Here is a 21,005-nt window from a genome sequence, read left to right on the forward strand (position 1 = left end):
CCGAGCTTCGTCACAGTACCTCCCGGACCGGCGCAGGTCACCCGCGTTCTGGTCAAGTTTTCAACTGGACGAACCTCCAGAGCCGGCCGCCCAGTTGCGCAGCAGTTCCTCGACCTTCGGCATGTCCGCCGGGCGCAGTCCGGGAACATGGGCGACGACGACAGCGGCCCCGGGGGTGGTTGCATCGAAGGGGTCGCCGGCCGTCAGGCCGATGTACTGCTCGGCGGCGGCGGCCTGTACCTCGCGGACATCCTTACCGAGGGCGGCGGCGACGGCCCGCACGATCCATGGCGAGATCTTGACCTGCTCGGCATGGGCAATCTTCCAGAGCGCGTTGTGCGTGAGCTGCTGGCCCGTCTTGGGGTCGATCGCCGTCTCTGCGAGCTTGCGGTAGGTCACCTCTTCGCCCGTGGTCGCTTCGCGCACCATCTCGGCGAACGGGGTGGATTCCCACATCGTTTCTCATCTCCGTTCGTGTCGCGTTACGCGAACAGCTCTATTGAAGCGCACATGCCGCTGGTTCAACCACTTGGGATATGCGTTGACGCGCACTATCGGCCGTCCTAGCGTGGATCTTGTCTCGAAACGAAGACAGACGGGGGGCCCTGAGCTGCACGTTCACACCTCCTGCATGTCTTCGTTCTGCAACAAAGACGCGAGGGGGAGCCGATGAACACCGATGATCACGCCGCCCGACCTGCGGGAACGCAGACGTGGCCGGATCCGAGCGACGCGCAGGTGTCGCTCGTCGCACGCATCCTCGGACCCCACATCCGGAAGGCGCGGGCCGAGCGCCTGGCCGCCGAGCAGGCCGCCGCCGGCCGCCCGGCCGTTGAGCGGGTCGCGGCATGAGCGCCGCTCAGCAGGTCGTCGAGTTCCTCGGCCCGCCGCCGGTCGCCGAGACCAAGCACACCCGGATCGCTCGGGCCCTGCGGGGCCGGCCGTCCGAGTGGGCGGTCGTCCAGCGGGCCGCGAGCATCGGCCGGGCCGCGTCGGCGGCGCAGGCGATCCGCTCGGCGCGGCTGCACGCCTACGAGCCGGCGGGTGCCTTTCAGGCTGTCGCGCGGACCGTGCAGGGCGAGCACCGGGTCTACGCCCGGTACGTCGGCGAGCAGGCGCAGGCCGTGGCCGACGGGGGTGTCGCCGCGTGATCCGCGCCCACCTTCACCCCGACCGGCACACCGTCCGGCTCGACGCCACCGACGCGGCCGAGCGGCTGCTCGACACCGTCGCGTTGGCGTTCGCCGCCGACGAGCAGGGCGTCGCCGATCTGCTGCGCGAGCTGGCCGAGGCCGCCGACCACCACCGTGCCCGCCGGGGCGACCCGCGGGCGACGGAGCACGGCCGGGAGTCGGCCGCCGCCGCGCTCGACGCCTACCGCGACGACACCCGCCAGGGGATCCGGCACACGGTCGAGCGCCGCCGCGCCGACCTGCTCGACACCCTGCCGGCGACCTGCGGCCTGCTCGCCGCCGATCTCACCTGGCGCACGTCCCTCGCGCTCGCCGACCAGCTGCGCGCCCTCGCGGCGCAGACGGTCGCCGGGAGCCGCGCAATCGAACTGGAGTCCGAAGCATGAGCGCGACCGACCAGCCCGACCCGTCGGCGGCGCGGCCCGGCGAGCTGTTCATCGGCGCCGCCACCGTGGCCACCACGGCCGAGGAGGTACGGCAGGTGTGGCGGCAGGCGCACGCCGCCGGCCAGCCGCAGTGGTACCTCGACCTCGTCGCCGGGATCGGCCGCACCAAACCGGGCGCCCGCACGGCCGACACCATGGCGGGTGCGGCGTGACGCGCCCCCGGGTGTGCGGCCTCGACCTGTCCCTGACCGCCTCCGGCGTGGCCGGGGCCAACTGGGCCCGCACGGTGGCCAGCAGCGGACACCGCGACGACTCGTTCCTCGCGCGCGGCACCCGGCTGCACCGCCTCGCCGGCGGCGTGGTCGCCCTGGTCGGCCGTTGCGACCTGGCCGTCGTCGAGGGCCCGGCCTACAGCCGCACCACCGGATCGGTCTGGGACCGCGCCGGGTTGTGGTGGCTGGTGGTCGACGCCCTGATGAGCCGTGGGATCCCGGTCGCGGTGGTCGCGCCGACCGCGCGGGCGAAGTACGCCACCGGCCGCGGCAACGCGTCGAAAGCGGCGGTGGTCGCCGCCGTGCGCCGTACCTACCGGGTGCCGGTCGCCGACGACAACCAGGCCGACGCGTTCACGCTCGCCGCGATGGGGCTCGACTGGCTCGGCGAGGCGCTGGTCGAGGTGCCCGCCGGTCAGCGGTGCGCGCTCGACCACGTCGCCTGGCCCGCCACGGCCGGCCCCGCGCAGCTCGCCCTCGACGGCGGCGCCGTGCCCTACCTCGACACCGTCGAGCCGGTGCGCCGCCCGCGCCGCCCGGCGCCCGTCGCCGTGCCCGACCTCGGCCCGTGCCCCGGTCAGCTCGATGCCCTGGCGGTGGTCGAGTGAGCGGCGATCTTCGGATCGGGTCGCTGTGCAGCGGCTACGGCGGGCTCGACATGGGCGTGCAGCGGGTGCTCGGCGGCTCGGTGGCCTGGCACTCGGACATCGACCCCGGGGCGCAGCGCATCCTCGCCCACCACTGGCCCGACACCCCCAACATCGGCGACCTGACGGCCGTCGACTGGGCGGCGGTCGAGCCGATCGACCTTCTCACGGGTGGCTATCCCTGCCAGCCGTTCAGCACGGCGGGACGCCGGAGAGGAACCACGGATGACCGGCACATCTGGCCGTACATCGCCCACGCCCTTGGGGTACTACGACCCCGATTCGCACTGTTTGAGAACGTGGGCGGACACCTTTCCCTGGGATTCGACACCGTCCTCGCCGACCTTGCCCGCCTCGGGTGGGATGCGGAGTGGGTGTGTGTACGCGCGTCCGATGTCGGCGCGGCCCACCAGCGCCGCCGGCTGTTCATCCTGGCGTGGCCTGCTGCCGACGCCGACGGCGACGTTCGTGCAGGACGTGATCACGCCCGAGCGGTGGCTCGCCCGGCGGGCCAGGATGCGTGCGCGGCACGGGGGTTCGAGCGACATGGGGTTGCCGCTCGGTCTGGCGGTGCGGCTGCTGCCGACGCCCACGGCGACGGAGGCGAGCGGGCCCGGACACACGTCGCAGGGCGGCCTCAACCTGCGGACCATGGTCAGCCTGCTACCGACCCCGAGGGCCAGCGACGGGAGCAAGGGGAGCCCGAACCAGCACGGCAGCAAGGGGGATCTGACTCTCGCGTCGGCGGCGTACCGGATTGGGGCGCCTACAGCGCGGCGGTCGCGGCGTGGGAGAGCCTCACACGTCCCGCACCCCGACCAACTGACGATCGAGGACGCCTGAGCCCGGCGTTCGTCGAGTGGCTCATGGGTCTTCCCGAGCACCACGTGACCGGTGTTCCCGATCTCAGCCGGGCCGCCCAGTTGCACGCGCTCGGCAACGGCGTGGTTCCCCAACAGGCCGCCCACGCACTGCGGTTGCTGCTCGACCGCGCTGCGCCCGCGCTCCCGCCCGGCTGACCGGGCCGATGCCCAGCACTCTCCTGATTCTCTCAACTTCCGCTAGGAGCACGACAGATGAGCCACTCGGCCCGCGATTGGGTCTGGGAGCGGTCTCGCACGCGCGGCACCGCCCGGCTGGTGCTGCTCTCGCTGGCCGACCACGTCACCGGCCCCGAGTGCCTGGCCTACGGCAGCACCCGTTCGCTGGCCGGGCGCACCGGGGCGGGCGAGCGCACCGTCGTGACGGCCGTCGACCGGGCCGTCGCGCTCGGCGAGCTTGAGGTCGTCGCGGGGCGGCGCGGGCCGCGCGGCGAACGCGTCTACCGCCTGCCGCACGCGGTCGGTTGGGTGCCCGGCGCCGCCGGCCAGGCCGAGCCCGACAGCCCCGAGCAGCCCGGTGAGGGGTGCGGAAACGGCACCGGTGGGGGTGCGGAAACGGCAGGGCAGGGGTGCGAAAACGGCATGAGCGGGGGTGCCGAAACTGCACCCGGCGCGAGCGGCGCGTGCAAAAGCTGCACCCCCGGGGGTGCAGAAACGGCAGGTCGGGGGTGCGAAAACTGCATGGGTGGGGGTGCAGTTTCAGCACCCCAGAACCTGAGTGAACAGAAAGGAACGGTAGAGGAACAGGAGCAGCGCGCGGGCGCGCGCGAAGCCTCCGCCTCCGCTGCTGCCCGCTTCGCTCTGCCCGTCGGCTGGGAGCCCGACGACGCGCTGATCGGCTGGGCCGCCGTGACCGGCCACCTGCAACGCCTCGGCGTCGAGGGCATCGACCGGGCCACCGCCAAGTGGCTGACCCACCGGGCCGCCGCTCCGGCCCGGACGGCCGAGCAGTGGCGGGCCGACTGGCGGCAGTGGATCGCCCGTGAGCGCACCGGCCCACAGCTTCGGGCCGTGCCCGACGGCGCGAGCACCGGCACCGGCACCCGGGCCGGGCGCAACGCCCAGCTGTTGCAGGCCGCACTCGCCGAACTCAACGCCCAAGGGGGGCAAGCCTGATGACTCCGAACGAGGTCGCCGCACTGCTGGCCTACGTCGCCGAGCTGGACCCGCGCACCGCCAACAGCAACCAGGACGAAGCCGCCGAGCAACTGCGCCGGTGGGTCGACCTGTTGCGCGATGTCCCGGCCACAGCGCCGGACGGCTGGGACGCCGCCGCCGTGGTGCGCCGGCACGTGACCGAGTCGCCGTACCGGATCCTGGCCGTCGATGTCACCCGCCCGTGGGCCGCGCACCGCCGCTCGCTGCTGGCCCGGCACACCGACCCGACCCCGCCGGTGGACCCCGACGACGTGGCCGCCTGGCAGGCCGCGATCCGGGCGCAGCGCGACGCGGTCGCCACCGGCCGGGCCGCGCCGAGCGCCTCCCGCGAACTGACCAGCGGCGCCCCGCACCCGGCCGTCGCCGCCCGGATCGCCTCGGCGGGCAGCCCGCTCCCGGCCGGGGCCGCCGAGGCGCTGCGGCCCTACCGCCCGGCGAAGGTCGCCCGGGAGACCGCCGCCGTCGAGGGCCGGGGCGACGAGCTGTCCGTCGCCTGCCCCTGGTGCCGCGCCCCGGTCGGCGAGCAGTGCCGGCGCCGCACCAACCGCGGACCCGACCGCGCTGGCACCTGGCACCGCCGAGCCACCGTCCACCCCAGCCGCCGAGACGCCGTCCGGCCCACCCGCAAGGAGAGTGCCGCATGACCCGCCACCGTCGCCGCGCCCGCACCAACAGCACCCACAACCAGACCGCCTACCGGCTCACCGCCGCGTGGCCGTCCACCACCCGGCCGACCCTGTTCCAGACCACCGACCGGCGCCGCCTCGACAAGGTCGCCCGCCAGCTCGCCGGAGCCGGCGCCACGGTCGACATCGAGGAGCACACCGGCCACGGCGCGTGGACCGCGCTCCGCCGGTTGGAGCCGACCCGGGCGCAGCGCCCGCGCACCACGGCCACCCGGCCGCACGCCGGCAGCGCCGAGGAGCACCTCGACGGGGTCGAGCGACTGATGAGCCGCCCGCCGATCCCGCGCGACGGCGGCAAGCCGACCGCGCGCACCGTCGCCCACGGCCGGGGGATCCGATGAGCGCCCCGGACCGCGCCGATGTCACCGTGCTGCTGCACCTGGTCGAGCGGGCCGAGCGCGGCGCCCTGCTGCCGGGTGAGGCCGTGATCCTGCGCGAGGGGATCCGCGACCTGGCCGTCTACCGGGAGTGGTGCGGCGAGTGGAGCCGGATCGTGGACGACGGCCGACGCTACTTGCACGTGATGCGCCGGGCGCTTCGCCGCGCGGTCGCCAGGGCGCAGCGCGGCCGGCAGGCCGAACTCGAGGTCGCCCGACTGCGCGCCGCCACCGCCAACACGGCCGAGCCGGACGGGCAGGCGTACGAGGCGTTGCTCGCGGCCCAGTTGCTCGACGGTTTCGCGCTCGCCCGCGCCGCCCGCCGCCTCGAACCCGTCACGCGACGGTCGGCGGCCCCCTGACCGGCCTGGGCGCCCCCGTAGGCCGCAGAGGGGCGCCCAGGCTCACCAACCCGTTCCACCCGCACCAGACCGGAGAGAGCGCACCGTGTACCAGCCCGCCGACATCCACCGAGCCGCCGATCAGCTGCGCACCGTCCGCACCGAGTGGGCCGCGCTGTTGATCGCCGTTGAGACCCCGCCCGCCGCTGCCTGGCCGCCGGCGCAGCTCTCCACCCACCTCGCCCAGCAGCAGGCCGCCGAGGCCGACCTGCTCGTCGCCGACCGGGCCCCGCTGACGCTGCGCCAGCACCCGGCGCCGGCCAACCTGACCGCGCTCGACGCCGCCGTGCGCGTCGAGGGGCTGCTGTTCGACCTGGCCGACACCCTCGCCGCCGCCGCGCAGCGCCCGATCGGCCGCCGCCTGGTGTCGAGTGTCGGGCGGCCGGAGGTGTGGGCCGACGACGAGGCCGACGCCGCCGACCCTCGCCGCTGGCGCTTCCGCAGCCCGACCGACCCGGGATCCCGCCGCCACGGTCTGCACTTCGCCGCCCTGTGGGTCGAGGGCCGTCTCCTTGATGAGGACACCGAGCCCGAGCGGCACCTCGACGGCAGCGAAGCACCGGCCTTGTTCGCGCGGCTGCCCGAGCACCTGCGGCACGAGACGATCCGCGTCGCGCGGCAGTGCGAGCGCCTGGTGCTGCGGGTGCTGGAGTTGGACGAGCGCGAGACCCCGGTCGAGGGGCGGCCGTGCCCGTGGTGCGGCGGTGCACTGACCCTGCACACCGCCGCCGACCAGGCGCCCCGGGTCACCTGCGACGGTGGCAGCGGCTGCTCGGCCGCGGTACCGCTGGACAACCGCGGACGCCGGGTCTGGGGCGCGGTCGACCTGCTCACGCTGATCGAAGCTCTCAACGAAGCGGTGGCCGTCCGGGCCGCCTGACAGCCCGGCCGCGCCGGCGGACAATCGGACGTGTCGGGGGCACCACCTACGCTTCCACCGTGGCAGCGGACGACCGGGCCGTGCAGCACCCCCGTACCGAACCAGGAAGGCGCCACCGTGACCGAGAGCACCGAGCAGCCCGTCGCCGTCTACACGAAGCGGCCCGCCGGCTCACCGAGGCTCGTGACCGAGCCGGCGCAGCGCGGCGCGAGCCAGAGACTGGCCGAGCAGATGCTCACCCTGATGGTCGAGCACGACCACCAGCGGGCCGAGGACATGCTGCGAACCGTCAAGGACGGGGCGGCGGCCGGCCGGTACGCCGAGTGGCACCTCGACGCGGCGATCGTCGAGGCGCACCAGGAAAACGGGCTGCCCGTCGAGGACATCGCCGCCGCGCTGGACCTCTCCGAGGACCACGTGCAGGACGTGCTCGACCAAGCCGAAGGACAGGACGACGAAGGCACTTGCGCCGTGACCCAATCGTGATCTAAAGTTCGAAGCGCTTCCGGCGTGCCCGGATTCCACGAACTTCCGGCCCGTCACCAACTCCCTGGTGGCGGGCCGTTCGCATGCCCGGGGCCAGCCCCGGGGAGTACGACCACCGGGGGGTGAGATGCGGCGACCACGCCCCTGCCTGATGTGCAGCAGGCTCACCCGCAACCCGAGCCGGTGCAACGACCACCAGGCCGAATGGCAGGCCCGACAGGACCAGCTCCGGGGCAGTGCCTCGAAGCGCGGTTACGGCTCGGCCTACCGCCGCACCGCCGCCGCCGTGGTGGCCAAGCACCGCGCCCAGTACGGCGACTGGTGCCCCGGCTGGGGAGTCGCGGCCCACGCCTCCGCCGACCTGACCGCCGACCACGTGGTGCCGAAGTCCGCCGGCGGCACCGACGAGGCCGCCAACCTGTCGACGCTCTGCCGATCCTGCAACGCGCGCAAGCACAACCGGTGACCCCACACAGGCTGTTGTCACACTGAGTGAGTGAGACCCCCGTCGTGGCCGCATACCGGGGGGTGGGTAGAAGTCGCGGGCATGATCATCCCCGGACCCGGCCCCGTGGGCGAAAGTTTTTCGTACGGGTTCACCGGCGTTTTTTCGGCCCGGGTGACCGGCTGACCGCACCGCGTAGCCGGTCGCCGTGAGTGACCGGGGGTGGTGGTCGCATGCCCGGACCACTCCCCAAGCCGGCCGAGGAGAGGCAGCGCCGCAACGCCCGCGACCTGGGCGCCGTGGTCGCGCCGACCGGCGACGTACCGGCGGCCCCCAGTGAGCTGGGCGCCGAGGCGGTCGCGGCGTGGTCGGACTACTGGGGCGACGTGGTCGCCGGCGTGGTCCGCCCGGCCGACACCTCGCTCGCCGTGCGGTGGGCCCGCAACCTCGACCGGTATCACCGGATCCTCGAACTGGCCGACGCCGAGCCGGTCACCATCGGCTCGACCGGCCAGCCCAAGGCGAACCCGCTGTACGACCTCGCGTACAAGATCGAGGCCAGCGTGCGGGCCGACGAGGCGCAGCTCGGGATCGGCCCGCTGGCCCGGCTGCGGCTCGGGGTGAAGCTCGCCGAGGCGCAGACCTCCCTCGCAGACCTGGCCGCCGACATCGACGCCGAGGGGGTGAGCGCCGATGACGACCCGCGCTCACTCCTCGGCCTATGAGGTACTGCCGTGGCCGGACTCCGTCCCGGTGCCGCTGTCCGCCCCGCCGCTCACCACGGCGCCGAGCGACGGCCCCAAGGTCATCAGGTGGATCGAGCGCCACTGCCGCTACGGGGAAGGCGACAAGTTCGGGCAGCCGGTCAAGCTTGAGCTGTTCCAAAAGCTCTTCCTGATCATGCTGTTCGAGCTGCGCCCGGACGGCACCCGCCGCTACCGCCGGGCCCTGCTCGAAGTGCCCAAGGGCAACGGCAAGACCCCGATTGCCAGTTGGGTTGCCGCCTACCTGTTGGCGACACAGCGGTCGGCCGTCATCCCCGTGGCAGCCGCCTCCTACGACCAGGCCGAGATCCTGTTCGGCGACCTGCGGACCTCGATCGACGAATCACCCACCCTGGCAAGGCTGTTCCACACCTTCGAGGGCGAGGTGCAGGTCGCCGGCGGCCCCGGCCGGGCCTACAAGGTGGCGGCCGTCGCCGGAACGAACGACGGCCAACGGCCCTCGGCGTTCTTCGCCGACGAGATCCACGAATGGACCGGCAACAAGGGCCGCGTGCACCTGGTGATCGCCAACGGAGCGGCGAAGCGCGCCGGTTCGCTGGTCGTCAACACGACCACCCCCGGGGCCGACCTCGACAGCTTCGCCGGCAAGCTCCACGAGTACGGGCTCAAGGTCAACAGCGGTGAGATCGACGACCCCGAGTTCCTGTGCGTGATCTGGGGCTGCCCGGAAGACCGTTACGACCTCACCGACCCCGACAGCCCCGGCTTTCAGGACCGGCTGCACCAGGCGATCCGCGACGCCAACCCGGCCGCCGACCGCTTCCTGAGTGTGCCGGACGTGGCGTCGCGCTTCTACCAGATCGCCCGTCACGAGTGGGTGCGCTATCACCTGGGGATGTGGACGACGGTCGCCGAGCGGTGGCTGCCGGCCGGTGCCTGGGAAGCCTGCGAGCGCCCCGGCCCGGTGCCCGACGGCACCGAGGTCTGCCTCGGGTTCGACGGGTCGTACAACGGCGACAGCACCGCGCTGGTGGTCGTCTCCTGCCCGACCGACGAGGGTGAACTGCCGCACGTCGATGTCGTCGCCGCGTGGGAGCGCCCCGAGTCGCTGGTCGGCGAGTGGCGAGTGCCGATCCTCGAAGTAGAGGACGCGATCCGGGCCGCGTGCCGGACGTGGACCGTCCGGGAGATCGTCTGTGACCCCTACCGGTGGGCCCGCACCTACCAGGTACTCGAAGACGAGGGCCTGCCCATCGTCGAGTTCCCCCAGTCGCCCTCTCGCATGGCGCCGGCCACCGCACGGTTCTACGAGGCCACCACCAACGCCCAGTTGACCCACTCCGGGCACCCCGCGCTCGCCCGCCACCTGGCCAACTGCGCGATCAAGGTCGACGCCCGCGGCAGCAGGCTGGCCAAGGAGCACCGCCACTCCACCCGGCGCATCGACCTCGCGGTCGCCGCCGTCATGGCGCTGGAACGCGCCTGCCAGACCCCCGAAATCCAGCCCGCCCCGCAGTTCTGGAGCTGGGCCGACCTGTGAGCCGAGGGGGTGGTGCACCGTGCGACCCCGCCTGACCCGCCAACAGCTCTCCGACCTGCTCGACGTGGCCGGCCTGGCCGTCCTCGACGCCGCCGCCTGGTGCTGGTGCCCGATCGCCGGGCTGGTCGTGCTCGGCGCCGCCCTGCTGCTGGCCGGGTGGGTGATCGACCGGTGAGCCTGCTCCGCCGCGCCGCCCGCACCCGCCCCGAACGGCGCTTCTACGCCCCGCAGTCCTCGGCCGGCGACCCGTGGGCCATCCCGTCCAACGGCTCGTTGGCCGCCTTCACGCCGAGCGGCGTCCCGGTCACCGAGGACACCGCCATGAGCCTGCTCGCGGTCGCCGCGTGCGTGCGGATCCTCTCGACCAAGATCGCAGGGCTACCGTTCGACGCGATCCGGATGCGCGGGCCGCTGCGCGAGACCATCGACCCGGGCCCGATCATCGTCAGCGATCCATTCGGCGGCGCCAACAACGTGGCCTACCCTTCCCGCCGGGTCGGCTTCGGTCAGCTCATGGTGTCTCTGCTGCTCCGCGGCAACGCCTACTGCCTGGTGCTGGCCCGCGACGCGCTCGGCCGCCCGACCCGCTTGCAGGTGCTGCACCCCGACCGGGTGCGCTGCGGCTGGGATCCGAAGGGATCCGGGCAGCGCGTCTACCAGGTCAACCGCAAGACGGTGCCCACCGAGGACATCGTGCACCTGATGGGCATGTCCCACCCCGAGGCCGCCACCGGCATGAGCCTGATCGCCTACGCCCGCAACGCGATCTCCCTCGGCCTCGCCGCCGAAGAGTTCGGGGGCCGGTTCTTCGGCAACGGCGCTCACATGTCCGGCATTCTCGAAGTGCCGGGCGACCTCGACAAGGAACGCGCCCGCGCCCTCAAGGAATCGTTCACCGCCTCGCACGCCGGGCTACAGAACGCCCACGCGATCGGTGTTCTGTCCGGCGGCGCCCAGTTCAAGCCCATCTCGGTCAGCCCCGAGGACGCCCAGTTCCTCGGCACCCGGGCCGCCCAGAACTTGGACATCGCCATGTTGTTCGGGGTGCCTCCGCACATGCTCGGCCAGGTCGACCGAACTACGTCGTGGGGTACGGGAATTGAGCAGCAGAGCCTCGGATTCCTGCGGTACACCCTCGAAGCGTGGACGGGCCTGTTCGAGGACGCATGGTCGGCGATGCTTCCCCGCCCGCACGTGGCGATGTTCGACCTCGACGCGCTGCTCAGGACCGACACCGCCGGGCGTTTCGCCGTGTACACCCAGGCCAGGACGGCCGGGATCATGACGCAGGACGAGATCCGGGCCCGCGAGAACCTGCCCCCGCTGCCCGACGGCAAGGGTGCCGACATCAACGCGCCGCTGAATTCCTCGGCGTCCCCGAAAGCCGACGGCGCCGACCCGGGCGCCGCTACGGCGAAATCCGACGCTGCGTCAGGAATGGAGCCGTGATGGATCTCAGCGCCCGCAACACCGCCCCGTGCGCGATCGAGCGCCGGTCGATGCCGTTCCGCGGAGTCGAGCTGCGCTCGAAGCCGAATGGGACCGGCGGCGAAACCCTCCGGTTCGAGGGGTACGCGTGCGTCACCGAGACCGGGTACGAAATGCAGGACTGGCTCGGCGAGTTCACCGAAGTCGTGCGGGCCGGTGCGTTCACCCGCACCCTGGCAGACAATGCGGACGTGCCGTTCCTGCTCAACCACTCCGGAATGACTTTGGCCCGCACCAAGTCGGGCACGCTGCGGCTGGCGGAGGACTCGACCGGCCTGCACACCGACGCCGACCTCGACCCGGCCAACCCGGACGTGCAGGCGCTGCGCTCGGCGATGTCGAGGGGTGACCTCGACGAGATGAGCTTTGCTTTCTGGGTCCGCTCGCAGCAGTGGTCACCGGACTACTCGCAGCGCGATATCCTCGACGTGGACCTCAACCGCGGCGACGTGTCACTCGTCAACTACGGTGCTAATCCTGCGACTTCGGCGCAGATGAACGCCCGCGACGCCGAGTTCGTGCAGCGGCTGACCGCCGACCAGCGGCGCGAGCTGTTCGACCGCCTCGCGGTCGAGTTCGCCCCCGCGCCGCCGGCCGCACCGGCCGGGCTGCGGCTGTGGCAGGCCCAGGCTGCCGCCCTCGGCCTCTGAGTCACTCTCCCCATCGACCGTCCCGACGGCCACCCGGCCGCCGGGCGCTTCCGCCTGCGCCGGCGCGGTCGACGCGCGGCCAGGCGATCCACCAACTCACCCAGGAGGAGCGCCAGTTGTCCGCGCTTATCACTTCCCTCATCGAGCGGCGCGGCCAGATCAAGGCCGACCTTGACGCGCTGCTCGCCACCCCTACCGCCGAGGCCCGCGACCTGACCCAGGCCGAGGCCGAGACCTTCAACACGACGGTGGCCGAGATCCGAGGTCTCGACGAGCGGATCGACGAGCTGACCGAGCAGGCCGAGCGCGACCGCAAGGCCACCGAGACGGCCCGGAAGTTCGCCGCCGCCGCCGAGCACCGCAGCCCCGCCGACCTGCGCGTCGTCGAGCCGCAGGTGTACCGCTCCGGCGCCGGCGGCACGTCGTACTTCAAGGACCTGTTCCTCGCCACCCGCAAGGGCGACGTGGGCGCGGCCGACCGGCTGCGCCGCAACGACAGGATGGCCGCCGAGATCCGCGCCGTCTCCACCACCAACGGTCAGGGTGGCGAGTTCGTCCCGCCGGTCTGGCTCGAAGAGAGCTTCGTGCGCATCGTGCGCCCTGGCCGGGTGACCGCCAACCTGTGCGTCAAGGGCGAGATCCCGGCCGGCACCGACAGCCTGACCATTCCCAAGATGGTCACCGGTACGGTCGTGGCGCCCCAGGTGGCCCAGAACACGGGGGTCCAGCAGACCGACATCACCACGACCAGCATCGCGGCCTCGGTCAACACGGTGGCCGGCGGTCAGACGATCTCAATGCAGCTCGTCGAGCAGAGCCCGTTGAACATCGACGACCTGATCCTCGAAGACCTGGCGAACGACTACGCGCAGAAGCTGGACGCGGGACAGGTGCTCGGCGGGACCGGCACCGGCGGCACCGCCATGGGCCTGCTCAACCTGGCCGGCACCATCCCGGTCACGTGGACCCAGGCCACCCCGGCGCTCGGCGGCGCGGGCGGCCTCTACTCCAAGGTCGCCAACGCCATTCAGCTGATCACCTCGACCCGGTTCCAGACCCCGACCGCGATCGTGATGCACCCCCGGCGCTGGTGGTGGGCGGTGTCCCAGTCCGACGCCCAGGGCCGCCCGCTGGTGGTCCCCAACGCCGGACACCCGATCAACAACATGGGCACGCTCGACAGCCTCGACGCCGAGGGCCCCGTCGGGTCGATGCTCGCGCTGCCGGTCTACGTGGACGCCAACATGCCCACCAACCTCGGCGCCGGCAACAACCAGGACGCGATCCTCGTCGGCCGCTTCCGGGACTTCTACCTGTGGGAGGGCGACATCCGCGCAGAAACGTTCCAGCAGACCTACGCCCAGAACCTGAGCCTGTTCGTGCGGCTCTACAACTACGTCGCGTTCCAGGGCGCCCGGTACCTCTCCGCGACGGCGCTCATCACCGGCACCGGCGCCGTGAACCCGACGTTCTGACCCATCCCCACACCCCGGGCCCGGCCGCCTCCCCGGCGGCCGGGCCCGACCCAACTCCCGGAAGGTGCATCACCGTTGAACCCGATCAACTACGCCAAGGGGCTGCTCGACGAGTTCGAGGGCGCGCTGCGCACCGGCTCGACCAAGCTCGCCGCCGAGATCAAGGCCGAGCTTGAGAAGATCGCCCCGCACGCCCGCCGGGCCATCGCCGACCTGCACGGCGTCGTCGAGGACAAGATCGTCAAGCTGCCCGACGGCACCGAGGCCGAGAACAAGCTCGTGACCGACATCAAGGCCGTCGGTGTCCGACTCGACGAGGTACTCGCCCCGAAGACCACCAAGGCGGCGACGAAGAACCCGACCGGCTTCACCCCGCCGACCGGCCCGGCCGACACCCCGCCTGCGGCGTAGTCGCGGTGGCCCGCTCGGACCCGCTCCGCCACCACCTGCGCCGGGTCCGCTCCCAACACCGGGCCCGCCGCCCGCACACCGGGCACCGCTCCCACGTCGGCAGCACCCACCGCCGCCGCGCCGGCGCCCACGGCCACCACCACAAGGCCGCCCACCACCACCGGCGCCACCACCCGCGCGGCCCGCGCGCCCACCACCTCAAGCACCACGCCAAGGGCAAGCACCTGCGCCACGCGCACCGGGTCCGGCACGCCGGCCGCCACCGGCACCGCACCCACGTGCAGCACCGGCGCCACCAGCGCCGCGAGCACCGCCACGCCGCCCACCTGCACCGCAAGCGCCGAACTGCCGCCCACCGCCGGACCCTGCACCACCACCGCCTACAGGCCGCCCACCAGCGCCACCGGCGCCGCCGCCACATGGCCCGCCACCAGGCGGCCCACCACCGCCGGCACGCCGCCGCCCACCACCGCGGCGCCCACCACCAGCACCGGCGCGGCCAGGCCCACCGGAGCAACCGCCGCTACCGGTAGAGGAGGTGAGCCGCCGTGGCGCCGCTGATCTACTTCACCGGGCAGGACGTGGCCCTGTCGGTGACCGTCCTCGACGACACCGGCACCCCGGCCTACGGGTCGCCGACCGTCCTCACCGTCACCGCCCCCGACGGCACCGTGACCACGCCCCCGACCGTCTCGACCGGCGTCGGCACCTACACCGCGATCGTTCCCGCCGTCGCCCACCCGGGCGTCTGGGTCTACCGCTGGACCGCCACCAACCTGGGCGTGGCGTTCGCCAGCGAGGGCCAGTTTCAGGTGCGGCCGATGTCGATCGAGCAGATCGTCGACATAGCCAGCGTCCGCGCACACCTCAACATCCCCCAGAACACGACCAGTTCGGACGACGAGCTACAGGGGTTCATCCTCGCGGCCGGGGAGTTGGCGAGGGATGTCTGCGGCCCGTTCCTGCCCGAGCAGCACGTGCAGTGGCTGGACGGCGGCGGCCCCACCCTCGAACTCGACTGGCTGCCCCTGGCGAGCATCCAGTCGGTCACCGAGTACTACGGGCAGGCGGCGTTCCCCATTACCGAGCAGCCCCTCGGCAGCCAGACGAACGCGTTCGCCTTCACCGCCGACTACGCCACCGGCACGCTGGTCCGCCGCACGTTCGGCGGGCAGGCCGCGCTCTGGGCCGTCGGCACGAAGAACATCAAGGTGGTCTACACCGCCGGACGGGCCGGGCAGGTCCCCTACACCGTCAGGCTCGGCGCGCTTGAGCTGATCCGCCACCTGTGGCAGCTGTCCCAGCAGGGCGGCCGGCCCCGATGGGGCGGCGCCGCGGACGGCGGCGACACGCACGTGCCGATCGGGTTCGCCATGCCCGACCGGGTCCTCGAACTCTGGGGCCCCTACCGCCGCCCGCCCGGGATCGCCTGATGACGACCCCGCTCGGCGCCATCCCGGCAAGCTCGATCACGGCCGCCCGCGCGTGGATCCTCGCCCGCCTGCAAGCCGTCCTCACACCAGACCCCGCCTCGCCGTCGAGCGAGCTGCTGGTGTGCGACGGCGGCCCCGGCCCCTACCAGCCCGACGACATCGTGAGCCTGGGCGACACCCACCAGACCTACGCCCCCGAGTCCGGCGTCGGATCCGGCGGCGCCGGGTGGCTGCGCGAGGACTACCAGCTGCACATCACGGTCGACGTGTACCGGGGCGGCGACAACCCCGACGCCACCTTCGCCCGCGCTCGGACGCTCGCCGACCTGGTCGTCGCCGTCGTGCGCTCCGACCCCTCCCTCGGCGGCGCGGTCGACCGCGCCCGCCCCGCCACCGCCGCGCACTCGACCGGATGGGACGAGGCGCACAGCGGCCGGCACGTCGAGATCGACCTCACGGTCGACTGCCTCAAGACCATCTAGGACGCCTCCCTTGCCTGCCTTCCTCTACACCGGCCCCGACGACGGCCGGTACTACCCCACGCTCGGCATCACCCCGACCCCGGGCCAGACCTACGAGCTGGCCGCCGACCCCGGCGACGGCGCATGGACCCCCGCCCCGTCCCCGCCGGCCACCCGCGCACGGGCCGCCACCACCACGACCGCCACCGCCGACCCGGCGGCCGAGCCCGAGGAGGTGACCGCCAGTGCCTAAGCCAACTCACCTGGCAGCGTTGGGAGTTGCGACCGAGGCCCCGGCCACGCCGGGCACCCCGGCCCCGCCGACCATGTGGGTGCCGTGGAAGACCTGCACCCCCAAGGACATCGTCAACGTCTCCGAGGACAAGGGCATCCGGGGCGCCCCGGTCGAGACCTTCGGCATCGTGCAGGGACAGAAGGGATCCACGCTCGACCTGGGCGGCGACCTCTTCGCCGACTCCTTCGGGCACGTGCTCGCCGGTCTGCTCGGCGACGTGGTCACCACGGGCGCCGCCGCGCCGTTCGCGCACGTCTTCTCGGTGCTGTGCACCGGCGACACCCAGGGCGTCAGCAAGACATGGACGATCGTCGACCCCAACCTCGGCGCCTGGCAGTACCCGGGCATCCGCTGGAACGAGATCACGATCAAGTGGAACGCGGACGGATTGGTGGAGTGGAGCGCCAAGGGGGACGGGTGGGCGTTCGTCACGCTCGCCTCGCCGCCCGCTCCGGCGCAGGGCGCCCTCAAGCCGTTCGCCAACTGGCCTGTGATCACCAAGCTCGCCGGTGTCCAAATCGGCGTACTCGAAGGCGAGTTGAGCATCAAGCGCAAGCTTGACGTGATCCGCGCGGCCAACGGCACCCAGAACCCGGTGTCGGTGTGGGGCGGCGACATCGGCGTCGAGGGCAAGCTGACCACGATCATGGAGGACTCGACGCAGCGCGCCGTCTACCAGGCGTCCACGGTGCAGAGCCTCGACGTGTCGTTCTCCCAGGGCGCCGGCGCCACCGCCAACGGCCTGGCCCTGCGGTGCAGCCAGATCTACTACCCCGAGGCCACCCCGAGCCCGTCCAAGGACTACTGGGAACTCCCCATCAGCTACAAGGCAATCGCCAACGCCGCAGACGCCGGCGCGTCCGGCGGCTACTCCCCGATCAAGGCGACGCTGACCAACGCGCTGCCGAGCGGCACCTACAAGTAGGAGAGACACAGTGAAGCGCGTCAACCTCACATCACAGGCCGGGAGTTGGGTCGATCTGCGGGAGCCGTCGGAGGTTCCCGAGCGGCTGCGGCGCCCGGCCCGGCGCTTGCAGCTGAGCCTCGCCGCCAACCCCGCGTTCGCCTCGGTGATCAAGGACGCCTCGGCCGGCGGCGCCCCGCGTTCGGTCGAGGACATCGACGAGAACGAGGCGCTCGCCATGGCCCAGCAGATGGGTACCGAGGCGTTCGACGCCATGGATCAGCTCAACGACCTGTCGGTCGTCGGCCGGGTCATGGGCTGGAGCTTCGACGCCCCGGTGACCACCGAGGCGTTGCAGGACCTGCCCGGCGCCGTCTACGACGAGCTGCGGGCACTGTGCGCCGACGGCGCCCTCGACACCGGCCTCGACCTGCGCCCGACCCTCGACGAGGCAAGCCCTACCGCGCCCTCTACCGCCTCCGCGTAGCGATAGAGGGGAAGTTCACCTACACCGCCGACCAACTGCCCATGGAGCAGTACCGCGACTGGCGGCTGTGCCAACTCGTCGGCCCGCCCCACACCTGGGAAGACCTCCCGGCCGAGCGCCTCGACTGGCTGCTCGCGGTCGACGACGCGGTCGCCCAGGCCCGGCACAACGTGCAGCAGGACGGGGGCAGCGATGGGTGACGAGGACAGCCTCGGCAGCCGGGTGAGCGGCGTCCGCGAGATCGGCGAAGCCCTGACCCGGATGGAACGCCGAGTAGACGCCGCCACGATCAAGGCACTCAAGGCCAGTCAGCGGGTGACCCGGACCGCGATCAAGGGCCGGATGCGCGGCCGGCCCCGGTGGGGCCACCGGGGCGCCTCGGCCCGCACCGGCGCGAACGTCACCGTCGACCGGACGCAGGGGCGGATCACTCGCGCGGGCGGCCCTGGCAAGCTGTCGGGCGCGCTGCTCGCCTCGATCCGGTCCTCGAAGCAGCCCCGCCGCAAGGGCGACGCCCTGTCCGCCGCCGTGATGTCCGGCGGCGCCGGCGGCCCGCAGAACCTCTACAAGAAGCACGTGGAAGCCCGGTTCCCGTACTTCAAGACCGGCGCCGAGGCGGCAGAGAAGAAGCTTCCGAAGATCTGGGAAGACCTCTGGCGCGACGCCGTGCACGGCCCCGACAGCAGCTAGACAGCGGTCGGGAGGTGAACCCAAATGGGCTCCCTCCCACCGGTGTTCATCGAATTTCTCGGCAAGGCGACCGGCCTCTCGGCCACCGCCGCAGCGGTCAAGGCCGAGCTTGCCGAGGTCAAGGCCGAGGGCGGCGGCAACCTCGCCGGACTCGGCGCCGTCGGCACGGCCGCGCTCGCCGGAATCGGCGCGGCGGCGGCCGGCGCCGCCGTCCACGCCGTCCACATGGCGGCCGACTACGAGACCGCCCTCACCCGGGTTCGTACCGGCGCCGGTGAGGCGGCCGGGAACATGCAGCTCGTCTCCAACGGCGTGTTGCAGATGGCCGGCCAGGTCGGCCAGAGCACCGAGCAACTCACCAGCGGTCTCTACACCGTCGAGTCGGCCTCGTTCCACGGGGCCGACGCGTTGACGGTGCTGCGCAACGCGGCGATGGGCGCCAAGGTCGGTGCGGCGGACTTGAGCACCGTCACCGACGCGGTCACCACCGCGTTGAATGCTTACAAGCTGGGCGCGAGCGACTCGGCGGCGGTCACGAACAGCTTGATCGCCACCGAAGCCGAGGGCAAGACCAACTTGGAAGCCCTGGCGGCCAGCATGGCCAACGTGCTGCCGGCGGCCTCGGCCGCGCACGTCGGGCTGCAAGAAGTCCTCGGCGCCATGGCCACCATGACGGCGCAGGGCACCCCGGCCGCCGTCGCGGCGACCTACCTGCGCCAGACGATCGGCGCCCTGTCCAACCCGAGCGGCAAGGCTGCGCAGGAAATGCAGTCGCTCGGCCTCAAGGCGATCGACGTTTCCCAGAACCTCGGGAAAAAGGGCCTGGCGTCCACGCTGGAAATGCTCACGGACGCCATCAAGTCCAAAATGGGGCCCGCCGGAACGGTCCTCGTCGAGCACCTGCAAAAGGCGGCGAAGAACAGCACCGACTTTCAGAAGGTGCTCGCGCAGCTTCCACCCGCGCAGCAGACCTATATCGGCGCGCTCGCCAATATGGTGGGCGGAACCAAGTCGATGCAGGCCGCCCTCGAATTGACGGGCAGCCACCTCGCGGATTTCAAGGCAAATACGGCCGGAATTGCCGAGCACGTCAAGGCCGGTGGAAATTCGATCGAGGGCTGGGCGGACGTACAGAAAACATTCAACCAGAGGTTGGCCGAGGCCAAGGCAGAGGCGGAGGCGCTCGGGATCAAGATCGGGCAGAAGCTCATGCCGGCGGTGTCCGCCGTGCTCGGCGGAGTGATGGCCACGGTCCAGTGGTTCCAGAAGCACCACGACGCAGCGATCATGGTCGGCGGCGCGCTCGCCGGCGTACTGGCGGTCGGGCTCTACATGGCGGCCACGGCCGCGTGGGCGTTCACGGCGGCCCTGCTCGCCAACCCGCTGACGTGGATCGTGCTCGCGGTCGCGGCGCTCGGCGCGGCGATAGCGTGGCTGGCCGTCCACTGGTCGAGCGTCTGGGCCGGGATCAAGAAAGTCGCGCAGGTGGTCGCCGCCCTGGTGGTCGGTGCCTTTGTTTTTTTGGCCGCAGAAACGTTTCGCCTCTGGCGGATGATCACGGGCGGAGTGTCGGCAGCCTGGCACGGGATCGCCTCTTTTTTCTCGGCGGCCTGGCATTTTGTCGCCGATCCGGCGGTCGCAGCCTGGCGGTGGATCGAAAACACCACGACGGCGATCTTCGGCCGGGTGACCGCTTTTTTTCGCAAATGGTGGCCGCTTCTGCTGGTGATCTTTGCCCCGCCGATCGCGCTTTTGCTGGCTATCTGGAATCACTGGCACAAACAGATCATCGGCACTGCGCTGGCAGTCTGGGGCGCCGTGTCCGGCTTTTTTGTGAAAACCTGGCAGGAAATCTGTTCGCTGGCCTCGGCCGGCTGGCGGATTTTTAAGCAGGTCGTGATCACGCCCACGCTCGAACTCTGGTCGTGGCTTTCCGGGCTCTGGACCGGGGCCGTTGACTGGCTGGCCGCCAAGTGGGCGCTCATCCACGCCGTGGCGCTGCTGGTCTGGCGGAAAATCCGCTCGGCTGTGATCGACCCGCTGCTCGACGCCTGGCACTCCGTCACCGACACAGCGGGCCGCATCGGCTCGGCGATCTCCGGGGCGTTCGGCCGAGCCAAGGACGAAGTCATGCACTACGTCCACGAGTTCGAGGACTTCGGCTCGAACATCGTCCAGGGGATCGTGCGTGGGATCTCGGGCGCCGCCCACTGGGTGACGGACAAGATCAAGGGGCTGGCGAACGATGCGCTGAAGTCGGCGAAGTCGTTCCTTGGCATCAACAGCCCCAGTCGCGTGATGGCCGACGAGGTCGGCCAGTGGATCCCGCACGGGATCGCGGCCGGTGTCGCCGAACACGCCCACGTTGCCGCCGGTGCCGTCGCCCGGCTGTCCGCCGGCCTCTCGGCGCAGACCGTCACCCCGAACCTGTCCCTCGCAGGCGCCAACTCCACTGCTGCTGCTGGCGGTTACGGCGGAAGTGCGTCGGCGGTCGAGGTGACGACGATCGTCCAACTCGACGGCGCCGAGCTGTTCCGTGCGGTGCAGCCGCACGCCCTGCGCAACGACCGAAGGAACCCCCGGGCCGGTCTCGTCTACGTGCGGGCCGCCCACTGACCAGAAGGAGGTGCCCAC

Annotated in this window: 30 protein-coding genes; 29 read left to right on the forward strand and 1 reads right to left on the reverse strand. The window is 72.0% G+C overall.

The features are described from left to right. Positions 1-60: 60 nt before the first annotated feature. Positions 61-456, reverse strand: coding sequence for a hypothetical protein (locus CFP65_RS16575; RefSeq protein WP_104816828.1), 396 nt, complete (start codon positions 454-456; stop codon positions 61-63). 213 nt (positions 457-669) lie between these two features. Between CFP65_RS16575 and CFP65_RS38965 the strand changes: the two genes are divergently transcribed. The 29 genes from CFP65_RS38965 to CFP65_RS16705 all read left to right on the forward strand — a co-directional run bounded on the left by CFP65_RS38965 (position 670) and on the right by CFP65_RS16705 (position 20,987). Then, positions 670-852, forward strand: coding sequence for a hypothetical protein (locus CFP65_RS38965; protein WP_158702205.1), 183 nt, complete (start codon positions 670-672; stop codon positions 850-852). Next, positions 849-1,151 carry a hypothetical protein gene (locus tag CFP65_RS16580; protein WP_104816829.1) on the forward strand — a complete coding sequence of 101 codons (303 nt, stop codon included), beginning with the start codon at positions 849-851 and terminating at the stop codon, positions 1,149-1,151. Before CFP65_RS38965 ends, CFP65_RS16580 begins: the two co-directional genes overlap by 4 nt. Beyond that, entirely contained in the window at positions 1,148-1,579 is a 432-nt protein-coding gene (locus tag CFP65_RS16585; protein WP_104816830.1) for a hypothetical protein, read from the forward strand. Before CFP65_RS16580 ends, CFP65_RS16585 begins: the two co-directional genes overlap by 4 nt. Then, positions 1,576-1,791, forward strand: a complete 216-nt coding sequence (locus CFP65_RS16590; protein WP_104816831.1) for a hypothetical protein — start codon at positions 1,576-1,578, stop codon at positions 1,789-1,791. Before CFP65_RS16585 ends, CFP65_RS16590 begins: the two co-directional genes overlap by 4 nt. Beyond that, the gene (locus CFP65_RS16595) at positions 1,788-2,459 is read left to right on the forward strand and encodes a hypothetical protein (RefSeq protein WP_158702206.1); all 672 of its coding nucleotides are present in this window, start codon (positions 1,788-1,790) and stop codon (positions 2,457-2,459) included. The genes CFP65_RS16590 and CFP65_RS16595 overlap by 4 nt, the downstream gene beginning before the upstream one ends. Beyond that, positions 2,456-3,517 carry a DNA cytosine methyltransferase gene (locus tag CFP65_RS16600; protein ID WP_104816833.1) on the forward strand — a complete coding sequence of 354 codons (1,062 nt, stop codon included), beginning with the start codon at positions 2,456-2,458 and terminating at the stop codon, positions 3,515-3,517. Before CFP65_RS16595 ends, CFP65_RS16600 begins: the two co-directional genes overlap by 4 nt. A gap of 57 nt (positions 3,518-3,574) precedes the next feature. Next, a complete protein-coding gene (locus CFP65_RS16605) occupies positions 3,575-4,495 on the forward strand; it encodes a helix-turn-helix domain-containing protein (protein WP_104816834.1) in 921 nt (306 codons plus the stop codon). Continuing rightward, on the forward strand, positions 4,495-5,181 hold the full coding sequence (locus CFP65_RS16610) for a hypothetical protein (RefSeq protein ID WP_104816835.1): 687 nt from the start codon (positions 4,495-4,497) through the stop codon (positions 5,179-5,181). Before CFP65_RS16605 ends, CFP65_RS16610 begins: the two co-directional genes overlap by 1 nt. Next, entirely contained in the window at positions 5,178-5,564 is a 387-nt protein-coding gene (locus CFP65_RS16615; protein WP_104816836.1) for a hypothetical protein, read from the forward strand. Before CFP65_RS16610 ends, CFP65_RS16615 begins: the two co-directional genes overlap by 4 nt. Further along, on the forward strand, positions 5,561-5,962 hold the full coding sequence (locus CFP65_RS16620) for a hypothetical protein (protein ID WP_104816837.1): 402 nt from the start codon (positions 5,561-5,563) through the stop codon (positions 5,960-5,962). Before CFP65_RS16615 ends, CFP65_RS16620 begins: the two co-directional genes overlap by 4 nt. A gap of 85 nt (positions 5,963-6,047) precedes the next feature. Then, complete coding sequence (locus CFP65_RS16625) at positions 6,048-6,881, forward strand: hypothetical protein (protein ID WP_104816838.1); 834 nt, start codon at positions 6,048-6,050, stop codon at positions 6,879-6,881. Positions 6,882-6,998: 117 nt separating this feature from the next. Then, a complete protein-coding gene (locus CFP65_RS16630) occupies positions 6,999-7,367 on the forward strand; it encodes a hypothetical protein (protein WP_104816839.1) in 369 nt (122 codons plus the stop codon). A gap of 151 nt (positions 7,368-7,518) precedes the next feature. Continuing rightward, complete coding sequence (locus CFP65_RS16635) at positions 7,519-7,833, forward strand: HNH endonuclease (RefSeq protein WP_254552421.1); 315 nt, start codon at positions 7,519-7,521, stop codon at positions 7,831-7,833. Positions 7,834-8,045: 212 nt separating this feature from the next. Continuing rightward, positions 8,046-8,537, forward strand: coding sequence for a P27 family phage terminase small subunit (locus CFP65_RS16640; protein ID WP_104816841.1), 492 nt, complete (start codon positions 8,046-8,048; stop codon positions 8,535-8,537). Next, on the forward strand, positions 8,506-10,077 hold the full coding sequence (locus tag CFP65_RS16645; RefSeq protein ID WP_104816842.1) for a terminase TerL endonuclease subunit: 1,572 nt from the start codon (positions 8,506-8,508) through the stop codon (positions 10,075-10,077). Before CFP65_RS16640 ends, CFP65_RS16645 begins: the two co-directional genes overlap by 32 nt. A gap of 19 nt (positions 10,078-10,096) precedes the next feature. Further along, complete coding sequence (locus CFP65_RS39760) at positions 10,097-10,252, forward strand: hypothetical protein (RefSeq protein ID WP_168219605.1); 156 nt, start codon at positions 10,097-10,099, stop codon at positions 10,250-10,252. 146 nt (positions 10,253-10,398) lie between these two features. Further along, positions 10,399-11,526 carry a phage portal protein gene (locus CFP65_RS16650; protein WP_254552422.1) on the forward strand — a complete coding sequence of 376 codons (1,128 nt, stop codon included), beginning with the start codon at positions 10,399-10,401 and terminating at the stop codon, positions 11,524-11,526. Beyond that, positions 11,526-12,215, forward strand: coding sequence for an HK97 family phage prohead protease (locus CFP65_RS16655; protein ID WP_104816844.1), 690 nt, complete (start codon positions 11,526-11,528; stop codon positions 12,213-12,215). Before CFP65_RS16650 ends, CFP65_RS16655 begins: the two co-directional genes overlap by 1 nt. 116 nt (positions 12,216-12,331) lie before the next feature. Beyond that, a complete protein-coding gene (locus CFP65_RS16660; RefSeq protein WP_104816845.1) occupies positions 12,332-13,690 on the forward strand; it encodes a phage major capsid protein in 1,359 nt (452 codons plus the stop codon). A 75-nt stretch (positions 13,691-13,765) separates the two neighbouring features. Further along, the gene (locus CFP65_RS16665; protein ID WP_104816846.1) at positions 13,766-14,101 is read left to right on the forward strand and encodes a hypothetical protein; all 336 of its coding nucleotides are present in this window, start codon (positions 13,766-13,768) and stop codon (positions 14,099-14,101) included. A gap of 5 nt (positions 14,102-14,106) precedes the next feature. Continuing rightward, on the forward strand, positions 14,107-14,634 hold the full coding sequence (locus CFP65_RS16670; protein WP_104816847.1) for a hypothetical protein: 528 nt from the start codon (positions 14,107-14,109) through the stop codon (positions 14,632-14,634). A gap of 15 nt (positions 14,635-14,649) precedes the next feature. Next, positions 14,650-15,534 carry a hypothetical protein gene (locus CFP65_RS16675; RefSeq protein WP_104816848.1) on the forward strand — a complete coding sequence of 295 codons (885 nt, stop codon included), beginning with the start codon at positions 14,650-14,652 and terminating at the stop codon, positions 15,532-15,534. After that, positions 15,534-16,016, forward strand: a complete 483-nt coding sequence (locus CFP65_RS16680) for a hypothetical protein (protein ID WP_104816849.1) — start codon at positions 15,534-15,536, stop codon at positions 16,014-16,016. Before CFP65_RS16675 ends, CFP65_RS16680 begins: the two co-directional genes overlap by 1 nt. Positions 16,017-16,026: 10 nt before the next feature. Next, positions 16,027-16,248 carry a hypothetical protein gene (locus CFP65_RS16685; RefSeq protein WP_104816850.1) on the forward strand — a complete coding sequence of 74 codons (222 nt, stop codon included), beginning with the start codon at positions 16,027-16,029 and terminating at the stop codon, positions 16,246-16,248. Positions 16,249-16,267: 19 nt separating this feature from the next. Next, positions 16,268-17,215, forward strand: coding sequence for a phage tail tube protein (locus CFP65_RS16690; protein WP_254552423.1), 948 nt, complete (start codon positions 16,268-16,270; stop codon positions 17,213-17,215). Between the two features lie 10 nt (positions 17,216-17,225). Next, positions 17,226-17,681 carry a hypothetical protein gene (locus CFP65_RS16695; protein WP_104816852.1) on the forward strand — a complete coding sequence of 152 codons (456 nt, stop codon included), beginning with the start codon at positions 17,226-17,228 and terminating at the stop codon, positions 17,679-17,681. Positions 17,682-17,722: 41 nt separating this feature from the next. After that, positions 17,723-17,881, forward strand: coding sequence for a hypothetical protein (locus CFP65_RS39765; protein WP_168219606.1), 159 nt, complete (start codon positions 17,723-17,725; stop codon positions 17,879-17,881). Next, positions 17,874-18,371, forward strand: a complete 498-nt coding sequence (locus CFP65_RS16700) for a hypothetical protein (RefSeq protein ID WP_104816853.1) — start codon at positions 17,874-17,876, stop codon at positions 18,369-18,371. The genes CFP65_RS39765 and CFP65_RS16700 overlap by 8 nt, the downstream gene beginning before the upstream one ends. 24 nt (positions 18,372-18,395) lie before the next feature. Further along, positions 18,396-20,987: a phage tail tape measure protein gene (locus CFP65_RS16705; protein ID WP_104816854.1), complete on the forward strand. Its 2,592-nt coding sequence runs from the start codon at positions 18,396-18,398 to the stop codon at positions 20,985-20,987. Positions 20,988-21,005 lie beyond the last annotated feature (18 nt).

The sequence above is a fragment of the Kitasatospora sp. MMS16-BH015 genome (assembly GCF_002943525.1).
In the GTDB taxonomy this organism is placed as follows: domain Bacteria; phylum Actinomycetota; class Actinomycetes; order Streptomycetales; family Streptomycetaceae; genus Kitasatospora.

Coding starts and splice junctions, on each gene's coding strand:
- CFP65_RS16575 (WP_104816828.1), bottom strand. CDS start 456: ATGTGGGAATCCACCCCGTTCGCCGAGATGGTGCGCGAAGCGACCACG.
- CFP65_RS38965 (WP_158702205.1), top strand. CDS start 670: ATGAACACCGATGATCACGCCGCCCGACCTGCGGGAACGCAGACGTGG.
- CFP65_RS16580 (WP_104816829.1), top strand. CDS start 849: ATGAGCGCCGCTCAGCAGGTCGTCGAGTTCCTCGGCCCGCCGCCGGTC.
- CFP65_RS16590 (WP_104816831.1), top strand. CDS start 1,576: ATGAGCGCGACCGACCAGCCCGACCCGTCGGCGGCGCGGCCCGGCGAG.
- CFP65_RS16605 (WP_104816834.1), top strand. CDS start 3,575: ATGAGCCACTCGGCCCGCGATTGGGTCTGGGAGCGGTCTCGCACGCGC.
- CFP65_RS16610 (WP_104816835.1), top strand. CDS start 4,495: ATGACTCCGAACGAGGTCGCCGCACTGCTGGCCTACGTCGCCGAGCTG.
- CFP65_RS16615 (WP_104816836.1), top strand. CDS start 5,178: ATGACCCGCCACCGTCGCCGCGCCCGCACCAACAGCACCCACAACCAG.
- CFP65_RS16620 (WP_104816837.1), top strand. CDS start 5,561: ATGAGCGCCCCGGACCGCGCCGATGTCACCGTGCTGCTGCACCTGGTC.
- CFP65_RS16635 (WP_254552421.1), top strand. CDS start 7,519: ATGTGCAGCAGGCTCACCCGCAACCCGAGCCGGTGCAACGACCACCAG.
- CFP65_RS16640 (WP_104816841.1), top strand. CDS start 8,046: ATGCCCGGACCACTCCCCAAGCCGGCCGAGGAGAGGCAGCGCCGCAAC.
- CFP65_RS16645 (WP_104816842.1), top strand. CDS start 8,506: ATGACGACCCGCGCTCACTCCTCGGCCTATGAGGTACTGCCGTGGCCG.
- CFP65_RS16650 (WP_254552422.1), top strand. CDS start 10,399: ATGAGCCTGCTCGCGGTCGCCGCGTGCGTGCGGATCCTCTCGACCAAG.
- CFP65_RS16655 (WP_104816844.1), top strand. CDS start 11,526: ATGGATCTCAGCGCCCGCAACACCGCCCCGTGCGCGATCGAGCGCCGG.
- CFP65_RS16680 (WP_104816849.1), top strand. CDS start 15,534: ATGACGACCCCGCTCGGCGCCATCCCGGCAAGCTCGATCACGGCCGCC.
- CFP65_RS39765 (WP_168219606.1), top strand. CDS start 17,723: ATGGAGCAGTACCGCGACTGGCGGCTGTGCCAACTCGTCGGCCCGCCC.
- CFP65_RS16700 (WP_104816853.1), top strand. CDS start 17,874: ATGGGTGACGAGGACAGCCTCGGCAGCCGGGTGAGCGGCGTCCGCGAG.
- CFP65_RS16705 (WP_104816854.1), top strand. CDS start 18,396: ATGGGCTCCCTCCCACCGGTGTTCATCGAATTTCTCGGCAAGGCGACC.